The following is a 14892-nucleotide window of genomic DNA, read 5'->3' on the forward strand; positions in this document are numbered from 1 at the left end:
AAACACAATCGGGGGATTCTAGCCGAAAAGGGGGGGCGGGGGCGAATGGCTGTGTGCTGGTCAGAGGGGTAGCCTGCGTCCGGTTAGCGTGACAGCGGCGGCAACTGCGGTCGGCTTTTTCTACACCGGATAAAAGAGTGTGATAAAATCGCCCGCTGATTTTTCAGGTTTTGAGAGTCGATACAGATGAAGATCACCCTGCCCGAGTTTGAAAAAGCCCGCGTCCTGGTCGTTGGCGATGTCATGTTGGACCGTTATTGGCATGGCCCCACCGGCCGGATCTCGCCCGAGGCACCGGTGCCCGTGGTCAAGGTTGAACACATTGAGGAACGCCCCGGTGGCGCGGCCAACGTGGCCCTCAACTCCGCCGCCCTTGGCGCTCATGCCGTGCTGCTTGGCCTGACCGGTCAGGACGAGGCTGCCGATGCTTTGGCTGGCCAGATGGCTGGCGTCAAGGTGGCCTGTGATTTCGTTCGTCTGGCCGACTTCCCGACTATCACCAAGCTGCGGGTGCTGTCACGCAACCAGCAACTGCTGCGTCTGGACTTTGAAGAGCCCTTCCACTCCGTCGATGCCACCCTGCTGATGAGCAAGGTCGAGCAGGCGCTGCCGAATAGCGACGTGATGATCCTCTCCGACTACGGCAAGGGTGCTCTCAACGACGTGCCAGGCATGATCCAGCGCGCCCGTGCCGCCGGTATTCCGGTTCTGGTCGACCCCAAGGGGACCGACTTCGAGAAGTACCGCGGTGCCACTCTGCTGACCCCCAACATGTCCGAGTTCGAGGCCGTGGTGGGCAAGGTGAAGAGCGAAGAGGAGCTGGTCGCCAAGGGGTTGGATCTGGTCAAACGCTTCGAGCTGGATGCCCTGCTGGTCACCCGTTCCGAGAACGGCATGACCCTCATTCGCGAAGGTCAGCCGGAGCTGCATCTGCCGGCTCAGGCCCACGAGGTTTATGATGTGACCGGTGCCGGTGATACCGTGATCTCTACCCTGGCCACCTCGCTGGCGGCAGGCAAGAGCCTGGACGAAGCCTGTGCGCTGGCCAATACCGCTGCCGGTATCGTGGTCGGCAAGCTGGGTACCTCTACCGTCAGCCCGGTCGAGCTGGCCAATGCCCTCTACACCGAGCAGGAGACAGGCTTCGGCGTCATGTCCGAAGCCCAGCTGAAAGTGGCGGTTCGTGCCGCCCGTCTGCGCGGCGAGAAGGTAGTGATGACCAACGGTTGCTTCGACATCCTGCATGCCGGTCACGTCTCCTATCTGGCCAACGCCGGCAAGCTGGGGGATCGCCTGATCGTGGCGGTCAATACCGACGAATCGGTTCGCCGTCTGAAAGGGCCGGGTCGTCCGGTCAACCCGACCGAGCGCCGCATGGCGGTGCTGGCTGCGCTTGGCGCGGTGGATTGGGTTGTGCCGTTTGGTGAAGATACCCCGCAGCGCCTGATTGCCGAGATCCTGCCGGATCTGCTGGTCAAAGGCGGCGACTACAAGCCGGAAGATATCGCCGGTTACGCCGAGGTGACTGCCAATGGCGGCGAGGTGCGCGTTCTCAACTTCGAGGATGGTTGCTCCACCACCGACATCATCAAGACGATCCGCGAGCGCGGCTAACGTTCTGCGGGCCCCGCAATCTGCGCGGGGCTCACTATCGGCGGCTGCAAGCCGACAGAAATCCGGATAACAAAAAGGCGACCTTGCGGTCGCCTTTTTCATGTCCGATAGCGGCTATCAGCCTTTGGCTTTTGCCGTGGCGGGCATCAGGCCCTGGTTCACTTCCACCAGATCCTGTGCTTCCAGAATACCGGCAGCCTGTTTCAGGCTCAGGATATTGAGGATGTAGTTGTAACGGGCTTCGGAGAGCTTCTGCTTGGCCTCGTACAGCTTGCGAGTGGAATCCAGCACGTCGACTATGGTACGGGTACCCACTTCGTAACCGGCTTCGGTCGCTTTCAGGGCGCTGTCGGCGGAGACCACAGACTGGCTGTAGGCACGTACCGAGCCGATGCTGGCGTTGACGTTGTTGTAGGAAGAGCGCACCGTGCTCTGCACCGAGCGGAAGTTCTTCTCAAGCAGTTCGCTGGCCGCCACGTAGTTGTACTGAGCCTGCTTCACCTTGGAGCTGGTGGCGCCACCGCTGTAGATGGGCAGCTTGAAGGTCAGACCGATATTGGCCTGATTGTCATTGCCGCCGCTCTGAATACTATCCAGCTTGTAATCGGTATTGCTGGTTTGCAGTCCGGCACCCAGATCCAGAGTCGGCTCATGGCCGGTTTTGGCCAGATCGATCTGCTCCTTGGCAATATCCTTGCTGATGCGGGCACTGTGCAGTTGCAGGTTCTTGTCCAGCGCCAGCTCCAGCCACTTGTCGGAGCCGAAGGCGGTCTTCTGCGGGCTGAAACGATCGGTGTTCAGCACGTCCAGATTGCGGTGATCGATACCGGTCAGCTCGCGCAGGGTCTCGTAGCTGTTGTCCAGCGAGTTTTCTGCATTGATCTCGTCAGCCAGCGCCTGGTCACGGGAGGCTTCGGCTTCATGGACGTCGGTGATGGCGGTCAGGCCCACTTCGAAACGCTGCTGGGTTTGCTCCAGCTGACGCTCTACGGCAACCTTGTTGGCACGGACGAACTCCAGGGTATCCATCGCCTTGAGCACATCAAAGTAGGCTTTGGCGGTGCGCACCATCAGGTTCTGGATCTCGAGGTTGTAGGCGACATCTGACTGAGTGGCCTGCTTCTCGCTGATATCCAGATTGACCCAGTTACTGCGACGATAGAGGGATTGCGACAGCGTCACCTCGCCCTTGGCGTTGGTATTGCTCTGGGTATCGTTCTTGTTTTGCAGATAATTGAGCCCGGCACCCAGATCGATCTGGGGCAGCAGAGGAGCACGGGATTCGTTGATCTTCTCGAAGGCCTGGTCGCGAACGGCTTTGGACTGCAGCAACTGCGGGTCTTTGATCTGGGCTTGCTGGTAGATGTCGAGCAGGTTTTCGGCATGGGCACCGGCACTGACGCCCAGCAACACCATGACGGACAAAAGTGTTCTTTTCATAGATCGTTTTAACCTTATGTAGTAACCCAAACTGGTTGCTGGAGAGGGCAAATATTGTCACCGACCAAGCTTGATTGCAGCTTAATCACTCTACTATAAGCAAAATTTAATGCTAAGAGTCTCAGGTCCGGTGACGGGAACGTCAAGAACCGGACGCAGTTTTCTCCCCGCGCGCCTAGCCAAATGGTCTGTGGCTGCTAAAATCCACCCCTCATTACCATGGCACGCCGAGTGAATGAACGTTCATTCATGTTCCTCGGATTTTATGGTCAAACTGATACAAGTCAAGCTGACGGGAGCCCCGGATGTCGCAGCAACCTTTGCCGCAAGATCGGCATTACGCCGCTGATGATGTGAAAATCATCGAAAAATCAGCTGGATATAACGGCTTCTTCAAGGTGAATGTCTATCGTCTGCAGCATCGGTTATTTGCAGGCGGCTGGAACCAGCCCATCGTGCGCGAGCTGTTCGAGCGGGGCCATGCTGCCGTGCTGCTGCCCTATGATCCGGTGCGCGACCAGATAGTGCTGGTGGAGCAGTTCCGTATCGGCGCCATGGAGACCAGTCCGACCCCCTGGCTGCTGGAGCTGGTGGCTGGCATTATCGACGAAGGTGAGACCGCCGAGGCGGTGGTGCGCCGCGAAGCGGTGGAAGAGGCCGGGATCGAGGTGGCCCGCTGCGAGCATGCCATCAGCTATCTGGTGAGCCCGGGCGGCAGCACTGAGCGGATCGAGGTCTTTGTGGGCGAGGTGGATGCCAGCAAGGCGAGCGGCCTGCACGGTCTGGCGGATGAGGGCGAGGATATCCGGGTGCACGTGGTGAGCCGCGAGCAGGCCTATGCCTGGCTCAAAGAGGGACGCATCGACAATGCGGCCTCGGTCATCGCCCTGCAGTGGCTGGCCCTCAACCATGGCGAGCTGCGTGCCCGCTGGCTGGCGGATCGCTGAGGTGGCGCTGACCTTGCAACAGAGCAGGCGCTATGTGCCTGACCTGATGTCCTTGCAGCGTACCTGCGAGGTCAACTACATGGCATTGATGAAACTGCTGCCGCCTGATGGGGAAGTCGGCGCCGAGCGCCGCTATCGGGTCGGCAACGATCTGCAATTCCAGCTCACCATCATTGGCGAGAGTCGCTTCACCAATCAGGTGATCCTGAGTCAGCACAACCCCGAATTACCCGAATATCTGCAGGCTCAAATCGAGATTCGTTTGTATCATGACGTGCGGATGGCGGAAGTGTGTGCAGCGCAACAGATTTCCCGTTTGCAACCACGTTATGATTATCCCAATAAAAAGATGCACCAGCGGGATGAAAAGGAGCAGGTAGATCTGTTTCTGGCCGAATGGCTAAAATTTTGTCTCAGACATGGTACCAGCCCGATCAATATCTCCAGTTGAACAAATAAAAAGAAGCGTGATTTTGGAAACAGAGCTCCCCCAGGCGCAGGACGGCAGTGTGCGCCTGTTGCAAATTACCGACACCCACCTCTTCGCGAGTGCCGAAGGGCGGCTGTTGGCTGTGCGTACCGCAGAGAGTCTGGCCGCCGTGCTGGAACAGGTGCAGGCCAATGAACACCCCTATGAGGTGATTCTGGCGACCGGCGATCTGTCGCAGGATCACAGCCCGGAATCCTATCAGCGTTTCGCCTCCATGATGGCGCCACTGGGTCGCCCCATCTACTGGCTGCCCGGCAATCACGATGACAGCCCGCTGATGACCGAATATCTCCATGCCGCCGGGATCAGCGAATCCAAGCAGCTGGTGGGCGACCACTGGCAGGTGATCCTGCTCGACACCCAGGTGCGCGGCAAACCCCACGGCATGATTGGCGATCACCAGCTGGCCGCCCTCGACCGTGCCCTGCGTCAATATCCTGATCGCCACGCTCTTATCACCCTGCACCATCAGGCGGTGCCGGTGGGCTGTGCCTGGCTGGATCAGCACAATCTCAAGAATGCCGATGACCTGTTCGCCGTGCTGGCCCGTCATCCGCAGCAGAAGACCATCCTGTTCGGCCACGTTCATCAGGAGTTTGACGAGGTGCACCGCGGGGTGCGGCTGATTGCCAGCCCATCGACTTGCATCCAGTTCAAACCGCTGTCCGACGGCTTTGCGCTGGATGAATCCGGCCCGGGCTGGCGCTATCTGACCCTCTATCCGGATGGGCGGGTGGCCAGCGAGGTGTGGCGCCTGCCGGTGGGGCAGTTTGTGCCTGACCCCAACGCTACCGGTTATTGAGGAGAGCATTCCATGAAATCGGTTCTCCTTTATCTGCACGGTTTCAACTCCTCACCGGGCTCCGCCAAGGCGCAGCAGATGGCTGCCTGGGTGGCAGAGCACAGACCCGATATCGAGGTGGTGATCCCGGCCCAGCCCAACACCCCGGCGGCGGCCTGGGCGGCCATCGAGCAGACCATTGCCGATCTGCAGAGTCGCTATGGTAGTGAATTCAAGCTCGGCGCCGTGGGCAGCTCCCTCGGCGGCTTTATGGCGACCCGGGTCAGCGAGCAGTACGGCTGCCGCGCCGCGCTGATCAACCCTGCGGTGCGCCCGCACGAGCTGCTCTGTGACTACCTCGGCCCCCAGACCAATCCCTATACGGGTGAGCAGTACGAACTGTTGCCTGAACATATGGATGAGCTGCGTGCACTGGCGGTACCGGTGACGGCGCCGGAGCGACTCTGGATCCTGCAACAGCAGGGGGATGAGGTGCTCGACTATCGCAAAGCGCTGGATGAATACCGCTTTGCCCGCCTCTCGCTGGAGTGCGGCGGCAACCACGCCTTTGTGGCGTTCGAGCGCTACCCCGCCCAGATTATCCGTTTCCTCGGGCTTTAATCATGCAACCGCCGTTGGCCGCTTATCTGGAACAGGTACTGGCCACGGCGCAAGCGGGCCTCACCTACTCCAAAGACCCCTTCGATATCGGCCGTTTCGAGGCGCTGCGAGCGGCTACAGTGACCCTTATCGCCAGCCAGAGCGAGCTGGCGCCGGAAGCCATTAGCGACTGGATTGCCCTCGATCGCGGTTATCCCACCCCCAAGCTCGACGTGCGGGCCTTCATTCAGAACGATGCGGGCCATATCCTGCTGGTACAGGAGCGCAGCGACGACTGCTGGACTCTGCCCGGTGGCTGGTGCGATATCGGTGACTCGCTGGCGGATGCCGTGGTGCGTGAAGTGGTGGAGGAAACCGGCCTTGAGTGCCGTGCGGTGCAACTGCTGGCCCTGTTCGACAAGCTCAAACACCCCCATCCGCCCCGGCTGCCCCACGCCCACAAGGCTTTCTTTCTGTGCAAGGTGACTGGCGGCCAGCTGCTGGGCGAAACCGATGAAACCAAAGGGGCGGGGTACTTCCCCATAGACGATTTGCCCCCGCTCTCCCGCCATCGGGTGGTGGCCTCCCAGTTGCGTACCCTGTACGACCATCTTTTGCAGGGGCGGCGCGATACCCTGTTTGATTGACATCTGAGGACGTGAACCCGTTTGCGCTGGGGGAGATGCCGACGCGCGATGGTGTGCATCACCCAGCGGATCGACAGGCCTAAACGAAAGGGGCTCATATGTTTCTGTTGCGCCCTGCGGGGCAGTGTTAATCTTTAGCGGCCTGTTTACTTTGCCTCGCCCGGGGCAGGGGATGGCCGAACTCTTCTGAACTTCACTGCCAACAGGGAGCACGTTTGTGACAACTCCTTCTGCGCTGCCGGATCTGGTACTGGGTGCCTCTCTCTACTTTCCGCCGCTGTTCAAAGCGGTGCTGCTTGGCCTGCTCTGCTGGTTGCCGGTGCACCATCTGCTGCGCGACTGGCTCTATGGCGGGGATGTCTGGCACCCCTTGCTGATGGATCTCTCCCTCTTTATCCTCGCCGTCAGCGGCGCTCTCTGGATGCTGTTACATGGCTAAATCACCTCTCGCGACCCTCAAATACTTCTCCACCCTGCTGGTCTGTGCGCTGGCGCTGGCGGCGGGCTGGTGGCTGTGGAACTACTACATGCAGGGGCCCTGGACCCGGGATGGCAAGGTGCGCGCCGAGCTGGTCAGCATTACCCCCGAGGTGTCGGGCAAGATCATCAAGATAGCGGTGAAGGACAACCAGCTGGTCAAGGCGGGGAAGGAAATCTTTACGCTCGACCCCGAGCCCTACCGGATTGCCCTCGATAATGCCCGGGCGGCGCTGGCCAAGGCGAAATCGGATCTCGACAAGGCCGAGCACGAGGCGAACCGCCGCAGCGGCCTGTCGAGCAGCGTCATCTCAGCCGAGACGATGGATGAAGCGCGCCTCAATGTCCAGGCGATGCAGGCAGCCTATCAGGTGGCGCAGGCCAATCTGGAGAAGGCGGAGTGGTCGCTGGCCAAGACCCGGGTGCATGCCGCGAGCGATGGCTACATCACCAACCTGCAGACCCGGGTCGGCAACTATGCCAGCGCCGGTGTGCCGCTGGTGGCGCTGGTGGATACTCACTCCTTCTATGTGCAGGGGTACTTTGAAGAGACCAAGCTCGGCCACATAGCACCGGGCAAACCGGCTGAAGTGGTGCTCTACAGCGGTGAACAGCGGTTGCGCGGCGAGGTGGAGAGCATAGGGCGCGCCATCCACGATCAGAGCGTCGATGGCGGCAACGGCCTGCTGATCGACGTCAAACCCAACGTGCCCTGGGTGCGGCTGGCCCAGCGGGTGCCGGTACGGATCAAGCTGCTGGATGTACCGGCGGACGTGACGCTGATCGCCGGCACCACCTGCACCATCACCATTGGCGAGTAGGGTGAGCGAGTCGTTCTGGCTGCGCACCCCCTGGGGGAAGGCGACAGGGGGGCAGTGGCGTTATGCCCTGCGCAATGCCCTGGCAATGTGCCTGTCGCTCTGGCTGGCCTTCGTGCTGCAGCTCGACTCCCCCTACTGGGCTATGAGCTCGGCTGCGGTGGTGAGTTTTCCCACCGTGGGCGGGGTGATCAGCAAGAGTCTGGGGCGGGTGGTTGGCAGCCTGATGGGGGCGATGGCAGCGGTGGTGATCACCGGTCTTGGCATCAGCGATCCCTGGCTGTTCAGCTTCCTCATCGCCCTCTGGCTGGGCCTGTGCACCTACATCTCCAACCACTACCAGAACAACGTCTCCTACGCGTTTGCCCTCGGTGGCTACACCGCCGCTATCATCGCTTTCTCCAGTGTCAACGTGACCGACCCGCAACACATCTTCGACATCGCCCAGGCGCGGGTGAGCGAGGTGATCATCGGCATCCTCTGCGGCGGTCTGATGATGATGATCCTGCCCAGCACCTCCGACAGCGAGACCCTGCTCCAGTCCCTGCGCAAGAGCCAGACCCGCTTGCTGGAGCATGCCCAGCTGCTCTGGTTGGGGGAGGCCAATCCCGATGTGCGCAGCGCCCACGAGGGGCTGATCGGCCAGATCCTCACCATGAATGTGCTGCGCATTCAGGCGGTCTGGAGTCACCACCGGCTGCGCCGCCAGAACAAGCTGCTCAACTTCCTGCTGCACCGCCAACTGCGGCTTATCAGTCTGATCTCCAGCCAGCGGCGGATGCTGCACAACTGGCCGGAGCAACCGGCGGGTATTCAGGCGCTGCTCGCCACCCTGATCTGCGAGCTCGGCAAGCCGGAGTGCGACAAGTATCGGGTTGCGAGGTTGCTGGCGCCCCTGATGCCGACCAGCGAGCATGATTATCGGCTGCGCACCTTTTTGCTGCGGTTGCGCCACTTCTGCTGGAGCTATCTGGAGTGCCAGCGCTGGCTTGACCGGTTGACCCGCTATGACGATCAGGAGTGGCCGGCGCCGCGCCATCACACCTCCCTCACCAGCCATACCGACACGCTGGAGGCTGCCTACAACGGTGGGCGTACCTTCCTCTGCGTATTGCTTGGTTGCACCTTCTGGATTAACAGTCAGTGGGATGCGGGCAGCTCGGCACTCACCATGATCGCCATCTGCTGCGTGCTCTACTCGGCGACCCCGGCCCCGGCGCAGGGGGCCAACACCATGCTCAAAGCGATCCTGCTGCTGAGCCTCATCTGCTTTGCGGTCAAGTTTGGCCTGATGATCCGCATCGACGACTTCTGGATCTTCTGCATCTTGCTCTTTCCAGCGCTGCTCACCATGCAGCTTTGCAAACAGCAGCAGGTACGGCAGGCGGGTCTCTGGGGCCAGATGATCGTGCTGCTCGGCTCCTTTCTCGCCATCACCAATCCGCCGAGCTACGACTACCAGCAGTTCATCAACGGCAGCATCGGTCAGGTGCTGGGGGTGATGGTGGCCGGGCTGGCGTTCCAGTTGCTGCGACCAAGCTCCGATCGGCGCAAGAGTCGTCGCATCATTCGCTCCCTGCGCCGCCATTTTATCGATCAGCTGGAGCCCCGGCCGCAGCAGAGCGAGAGCCAGTTTGAGTCGCGTATCTACCACTGCATCAGCCAGCTCAGCCTGAGTCAGGATCAGACCGCCCGGCTCTGGGTGCTGCGCTGGGGCGTGGTGCTGCTCAACTGCAGCCATATCGTCTGGCAGCTGCGCCAGTGGCGGGGCGACGAGCAGCCCCTCTATCTGGTGCGGGACAACTGTATCCGCAGTTTGAAGGGGATCCTCACCGAGGGCGGTGTGCAGCACGCCTCCCTCGACAAGACGCTGGCGGAGCTGGCCCGCATCAGCCAGCGGCTGGCCGACCACAACGACAGCGCTGCGCGGGAGCTGGCGGGCATGGTGTGGCGGCTGCACAGTTCGCTCTCCCAGCTGCAGCAGGCGCTGCCGGTGGAGTCAGGTGCAACCTGATTGGCCACTCGGGGGCGGTCAGCCCCCCTCTGGATCACCCTTTCCCGCCGTCGGGTTTGTCCAACACCCTCCCAACGAGTAAGATTCTCCCCAAACGTCAATTCGCAAGGCCCTCCATGTCCACTCAATATAATGCGGATGCCATTGAGGTCCTCAATGGCCTTGAACCGGTGCGTCGTCGCCCCGGCATGTACACCGACACCACCCGGCCTAATCACCTCGGCCAGGAGGTCATCGACAACAGTGTCGACGAAGCGCTGGCGGGTCACGCCCGTACCCTGGAGGTGACCCTGTATGAAGACCAGTCCCTCGAGGTGATCGATGACGGCCGCGGCATGCCGGTCGATATCCACCCGGAGGAAGGGGTGTGCGGTGTGGAGCTAATCCTCTGCAAGCTGCACGCGGGCGGCAAATTCTCCAACAAGAACTACCAGTTCTCCGGCGGTCTGCACGGGGTGGGTATTTCGGTGGTGAACGCCCTCTCCGATCGGGTCGAGGTGACGGTGCGTCGCGACGGCCAGGTCTATGACATCGCCTTCGAGCGTGGCGAGAAGGTGCAGGAGCTGACCATCACCGGCACCTGTGGCCGCCGCAACACCGGTACCCGGGTGCGCTTCTGGCCGCAGGCGAGCTACTTCGACTCGCCCCGCTTCTCGGTCACCAAGCTGGAGCACCTGCTGAAAGCGAAAGCGGTACTCTGCCCCGGCCTCACCATCAAGTTCCTCGACAAGAACACCGGCATCAAGCTGGAGTGGTGCTACGAAGATGGCCTCAAGGATTATCTGGTCGATGCGGTCAAGCAGTTCACCTGCCTGCCGGAGCAGCCCTTTATCGGCGCCTTCAGCACCGAACAGTCCGCCGTGGACTGGGCGCTCTGCTGGCTGCCGGAAGGGGGCGAATGCCTCGCCGAATCCTATGTGAACCTGATCCCCACCGCGCAGGGCGGTACTCACGTCAACGGTCTGCGTCAGGGCCTGCTCGACGCCATGCGCGAGTTCTGCGAGTTCCGCAACCTGCTGCCGCGCGGGGTCAAGCTGACCCCGGAAGATATCTGGGATCGCTGCGCCTACATCCTCTCCATCAAGATGCAGGATCCGCAGTTCGCCGGTCAGACCAAGGAGCGCCTCTCCTCCCGTCAGAGCTCGGCGTTCGTCTCCGGCGTGGTGAAGGATGCCTTCAGCCTTTACTTGAACAGCAACACCGAGCTGGCGGAGCAGATCGCCGAGATCTGCATCAGTAGCGCCCAGCGCCGGATGCGCGCCGCCAAGACAGTGGTGCGCAAGAAGATTACCCAGGGCCCGGCGCTGCCCGGCAAGCTGACCGACTGTAACTGCGCCGACCCCATGCAGGGTGAGCTGTTCCTGGTGGAGGGTGACTCCGCGGGCGGCAGCGCCAAGCAGGCGCGGGATCGCGAGTTTCAGGCCATCATGCCGCTGCGCGGCAAGATCCTGAATACCTGGGAAGTGGAGGCCGGTCAGGTGCTCGCCTCGCAGGAAGTGCACGATATCTCGGTGGCCATCGGGCTCGATCCCGACTCCGAGGATCTCAGCGGCTTGCGCTACGGCAAGGTGTGCATCCTCGCGGATGCGGACTCGGACGGTCTGCACATCGCCACCCTGCTCTGCGCCCTGTTTGTGAGGCACTTCCGCACCCTGGTCAACAAGGGCCACGTCTATGTCGCCATGCCGCCCCTCTACCGGATCGATATCGGTAAAGAGGTCTACTACGCCCTCGACGAGGACGAGAAGAACGGCGTGCTGCAGCGGGTCGAGGCCGAGAAGAAGAAGGGCAAGGTGATGGTGACCCGATTCAAGGGGCTGGGTGAGATGAACCCGAAACAGCTGCGGGAAACCACCATGGATCCCAACACCCGTCGTCTGGTGCAGCTCACCATGGGGCCAGAGGCCGAGGGGGATGAGACCCTGCAGCTGATGGACATGCTGCTGGCCAAGAAGCGGGCAGGTGATCGCCGTGAATGGTTGGAAGAGAAGGGCAACCTCGCCATTATCTAAGCCGTCGGCTGGCCCGCACAGGGCCAGCAAGCATTTAGCCGGAGTCGCCCTGTGGCGGCTCCCGAACCGAAAGAGAAAACCACATGAGTGATGCTATCGAGCTCAGTCTGGACGGGGTAGAGCGCCAGCCAATGCGCACCTTTACCGAACAGGCTTACTTGAACTACTCCATGTACGTCATCATGGATCGGGCCTTGCCGCATATCGGCGACGGTCTCAAACCGGTGCAGCGGCGCATCATCTACGCCATGAGCGAGCTGGGTCTGTCGGCGCTGTCCAAGCACAAGAAATCCGCCCGTACTGTGGGTGACGTGCTGGGTAAGTACCACCCCCACGGCGACAGCGCCTGTTATGAAGCCATGGTGCTGATGGCCCAGCCCTTCTCCTATCGCTACCCGCTGGTTGACGGTCAGGGCAACTGGGGTGCGCCGGATGATCCCAAATCCTTCGCTGCGATGCGTTATACCGAGGCGCGGCTGTCGCGCTTCTCCGAGCTGCTGCTCTCCGAGCTGGGTCAGGGCACGGTGGAGTGGACGCCGAACTTCGACGGCACCATGAAAGAACCCGTGGTACTGCCCGCCCGCCTGCCGCACATCCTGCTCAACGGGGTGACCGGTATCGCGGTGGGGATGGCGACCGACATTCCGCCCCACAACGCGCGGGAAGTGGCCTACGCCTGTGCCGAGCTGCTCGACAACCCCAATGCGGGGCTCGATGCATTGATGGCGCACATTCAGGGGCCGGACTACCCGACCAACGCCGAGATCATCACCCCGCGCGACGACATCCGCAAAATCTACGAGACCGGCAAGGGCTCCATCAAGCAGCGGGCGGTCTGGAGCGAGGAGGATGGCGACATCGTCATCACCGCGCTGCCTCATCAGGCCTCCGGCGCCAAGATCATGGAGCAGATCGCTGCCCAGATGGTGGCCAAAAAGCTGCCGATGGTCACCGACCTGCGCGATGAATCTGACCACGAGAACCCGACCCGTCTGGTGATCGTGCCGCGCTCCAACCGGGTGGATGTGGAGGGGCTGATGGCCCACCTGTTCGCCACCACGGATCTGGAGAAGAACTACCGGGTCAACCTCAACATCCTCGGCCTCGACAACCGGCCGCAGGTGAAGTGCCTCAAGACCATCCTCAGCGAGTGGATCATCTTCCGCCGCGAGACAGTGCGTCGCCGTCTGCAGTTCCGCCTCGACAAGGTGCTGGCTCGCCTGCACATCCTCGAAGGCTTGCTGATCGCCTACCTCAACATCGACGAGGTGATCGAGATCATCCGCACCGAGGATGAGCCGGGCAAGGTGATGGTGGAGCGCTTCAACATTACCGAGACCCAGGCCGAAGCGATCCTCGAGCTGAAACTGCGCCATCTGGCCAAGCTCGAAGAGTTCAAGCTGCGCGCCGAACAGAACGAACTGGCCGAAGAGCGCGACAAGCTGGAGCTGATCCTGGGCTCCGAGCGCCGCCTCAACACCCTGCTCAAGAAAGAGCTGCTGGCCGATGCCGAGAAGTACGGCGACGATCGCCGCACCCCGCTGGTGGAGCGGGCCACCGCCGTGGCGCTGACCGAGAAAGAGCTGGTGCCGAGCGAGCCGGTCACCGTCATCCTCTCCGACAAGGGGTGGGTGCGCGCCGCCAAGGGCCACGATGTGGATGTTGAGGGGCTCTCCTACAAGGCGGGGGACAACTACCTGACCCACGCCTTTGGCCGCAGCAACCAGCAGGCGGTGTTCCTGTCGAGCTTTGGCCGCACCTACTCGCTGGAGGCGCACACCCTGCCCTCCGCCCGCAGTCAGGGCGAGCCGCTCACCGGCCGCTTTGCGCTGGGTGCCGGTGAAGAGGTGCGTCATCTGGTGATGGGCAACGAAGGCGAGCCCTACCTGATCGCCAGCGATGCCGGTTACGGCTTTGTCTGCACCTATGACGATCTCATCGGCAAAAACAAGAACGGCAAGGCGCTTCTCACCGTGCCGGAAGGGGGGTTGGTGATGGCACCCCAGAAGATTGGCTCGCCGGAGACCGATCTCTGCATGGCCATCTCCAACGAGGGGCGCATGCTGCTGTTCCCTCTCAACACCCTGCCGGTGCTCGGCAAGGGCAAGGGCAACAAGCTGATCAGCATCCCTTCGGCGCGGGTCAAGGCGCGGGAAGAGTTTATGGTGATGGCTGCCATTATCCCGCAGGGGCAATATGTCACCCTGTTTGCCGGCAAGCGCAAGCTGACCCTCAAACCCTCTGATCTCGACTACTACCGCGGCGAGCGCGGCCGCCGTGGCGCCAAGCTGCCCCGCGGTTTGCAGCGGGTCGATCGCATCGAGATTGAACCCGCCGCCGGTGCCGAGCCGGTCGCGGAGGAAAATCAGGAAGGGTAATTAATAATGAAGGGCGCGAAAGCGCCCTTTTAATAAAGACCAATATCGAGTCCCGTTTCTTTTAATACGGTTACAAATTCTTGATTATTCTGGAGCCATTGCGCCTGTGGACAATCAAGGAACTGTATACCTATCAAAACCATCCGGAGTTGGGAGAATTCTGTAAGACTTATCAGGGAGTGATATTGCTGTCGTCTATCATTTAAACTAAAACCATTGTCATCAGTTAATCTTTCAGATATCACCTTAACAATATTGCAAAATATTCTAATAGTGTTGTATATCTTTTCAGACCTATCAAGTTCATCAAGCCACTGCGTAATTACATCATCACCGGCGCCTTGGTTTCTTAATTCTTGAATGTAATCTTCAATATGGATAACTCCATCGACATGATTAAACTCTGTGCATGAGCTAACATAATCTATGGAAATCTTGAAAGAATTAAATGATGCTCTTTGCACATCAATCAGGTTAAAAAAATGAGTTTCAAAAACTCTGAATTTTTCATTTTTTCGATTATTTTTAGCCTCTTCAATTAAAATGGTGTTTGCTTTGTTCTGTTGTTTTAAGGAGTGAAGTAAAAGCACAAAAGAAAGAAAGCTAAGTGAAGGGCCTAATAGACCACCGACTAAGTCACTAAAGTCAACCCAATCAGAAGGTTTATTTGATAT

At 60.5% G+C, this 14892-nt stretch carries 13 protein-coding genes; 11 read left to right on the plus strand and 2 right to left on the minus strand.

What is annotated here, in order from left to right; all coding sequences use genetic code 11:
* The first annotated feature begins 186 nt into the window (after positions 1 to 186).
* Positions 187 to 1614: a bifunctional D-glycero-beta-D-manno-heptose-7-phosphate kinase/D-glycero-beta-D-manno-heptose 1-phosphate adenylyltransferase HldE gene (gene hldE / locus DBR30_RS01175; protein ID WP_040067070.1), complete on the plus strand. Its 1428-nt coding sequence runs from the start codon at positions 187 to 189 to the stop codon at positions 1612 to 1614.
* 117 nt (positions 1615 to 1731) lie between these two features.
* Here hldE and tolC read toward each other — a convergent pair whose 3' ends face one another.
* On the minus strand, positions 1732 to 3054 hold the full coding sequence (gene tolC, locus DBR30_RS01180; protein WP_058057939.1) for an outer membrane channel protein TolC: 1323 nt from the start codon (positions 3052 to 3054) through the stop codon (positions 1732 to 1734).
* A gap of 305 nt (positions 3055 to 3359) precedes the next feature.
* Between tolC and nudF the strand changes: the two genes are divergently transcribed.
* The 10 genes from nudF to parC all read left to right on the plus strand — a co-directional run bounded on the left by nudF (position 3360) and on the right by parC (position 14218).
* Positions 3360 to 4001, plus strand: coding sequence for an ADP-ribose diphosphatase (gene nudF / locus DBR30_RS01185; protein WP_108542090.1), 642 nt, complete (start codon positions 3360 to 3362; stop codon positions 3999 to 4001).
* Positions 3964 to 4452, plus strand: a complete 489-nt coding sequence (locus tag DBR30_RS01190; protein ID WP_375061838.1) for a DUF1249 domain-containing protein — start codon at positions 3964 to 3966, stop codon at positions 4450 to 4452. Before nudF ends, DBR30_RS01190 begins: the two co-directional genes overlap by 38 nt.
* A 22-nt stretch (positions 4453 to 4474) precedes the next feature.
* Complete coding sequence (cpdA, locus tag DBR30_RS01195; RefSeq protein WP_041202814.1) at positions 4475 to 5293, plus strand: 3',5'-cyclic-AMP phosphodiesterase; 819 nt, start codon at positions 4475 to 4477, stop codon at positions 5291 to 5293.
* A 12-nt stretch (positions 5294 to 5305) separates the two neighbouring features.
* A complete protein-coding gene (locus tag DBR30_RS01200; RefSeq protein ID WP_108542089.1) occupies positions 5306 to 5893 on the plus strand; it encodes a YqiA/YcfP family alpha/beta fold hydrolase in 588 nt (195 codons plus the stop codon).
* Between the two features lie 2 nt (positions 5894 to 5895).
* Entirely contained in the window at positions 5896 to 6519 is a 624-nt protein-coding gene (locus DBR30_RS01205) for an NUDIX hydrolase (protein WP_108542088.1), read from the plus strand.
* Between the two features lie 196 nt (positions 6520 to 6715).
* The gene (locus tag DBR30_RS01210) at positions 6716 to 6958 is read left to right on the plus strand and encodes a DUF1656 domain-containing protein (protein ID WP_033113020.1); all 243 of its coding nucleotides are present in this window, start codon (positions 6716 to 6718) and stop codon (positions 6956 to 6958) included.
* On the plus strand, positions 6951 to 7817 hold the full coding sequence (locus DBR30_RS01215; RefSeq protein ID WP_108542087.1) for an efflux RND transporter periplasmic adaptor subunit: 867 nt from the start codon (positions 6951 to 6953) through the stop codon (positions 7815 to 7817). The genes DBR30_RS01210 and DBR30_RS01215 overlap by 8 nt, the downstream gene beginning before the upstream one ends.
* A gap of 1 nt (position 7818) precedes the next feature.
* Positions 7819 to 9828 carry an FUSC family protein gene (locus tag DBR30_RS01220; protein ID WP_108588151.1) on the plus strand — a complete coding sequence of 670 codons (2010 nt, stop codon included), beginning with the start codon at positions 7819 to 7821 and terminating at the stop codon, positions 9826 to 9828.
* A gap of 116 nt (positions 9829 to 9944) precedes the next feature.
* A complete protein-coding gene (gene parE / locus DBR30_RS01225) occupies positions 9945 to 11840 on the plus strand; it encodes a DNA topoisomerase IV subunit B (protein WP_108540883.1) in 1896 nt (631 codons plus the stop codon).
* Between the two features lie 83 nt (positions 11841 to 11923).
* Positions 11924 to 14218 (plus strand): DNA topoisomerase IV subunit A, encoded by a 2295-nt coding sequence (gene parC / locus DBR30_RS01230; protein ID WP_108540884.1) that lies wholly within the window; start codon positions 11924 to 11926, stop codon positions 14216 to 14218.
* A gap of 29 nt (positions 14219 to 14247) precedes the next feature.
* Here the strand turns inward: parC and DBR30_RS21140 are convergent.
* The coding region (locus tag DBR30_RS21140; protein WP_181363463.1) for a hypothetical protein at positions 14248 to 14892 on the minus strand (645 nt) is incomplete at its 5' end.

The sequence above is a fragment of the Aeromonas sp. HMWF017 genome (assembly GCF_003061465.1).
GTDB classification, from domain to species: Bacteria; Pseudomonadota; Gammaproteobacteria; order Enterobacterales; family Aeromonadaceae; genus Aeromonas; species Aeromonas veronii.

Coding starts and splice junctions, on each gene's coding strand:
- hldE (WP_040067070.1), top strand. CDS start 187: ATGAAGATCACCCTGCCCGAGTTTGAAAAAGCCCGCGTCCTGGTCGTT.
- tolC (WP_058057939.1), bottom strand. CDS start 3,054: ATGAAAAGAACACTTTTGTCCGTCATGGTGTTGCTGGGCGTCAGTGCC.
- nudF (WP_108542090.1), top strand. CDS start 3,360: ATGTCGCAGCAACCTTTGCCGCAAGATCGGCATTACGCCGCTGATGAT.
- DBR30_RS01190 (WP_375061838.1), top strand. CDS start 3,964: ATGGCGAGCTGCGTGCCCGCTGGCTGGCGGATCGCTGAGGTGGCGCTG.
- DBR30_RS01200 (WP_108542089.1), top strand. CDS start 5,306: ATGAAATCGGTTCTCCTTTATCTGCACGGTTTCAACTCCTCACCGGGC.
- DBR30_RS01205 (WP_108542088.1), top strand. CDS start 5,896: ATGCAACCGCCGTTGGCCGCTTATCTGGAACAGGTACTGGCCACGGCG.
- DBR30_RS01215 (WP_108542087.1), top strand. CDS start 6,951: ATGGCTAAATCACCTCTCGCGACCCTCAAATACTTCTCCACCCTGCTG.
- parE (WP_108540883.1), top strand. CDS start 9,945: ATGTCCACTCAATATAATGCGGATGCCATTGAGGTCCTCAATGGCCTT.
- parC (WP_108540884.1), top strand. CDS start 11,924: ATGAGTGATGCTATCGAGCTCAGTCTGGACGGGGTAGAGCGCCAGCCA.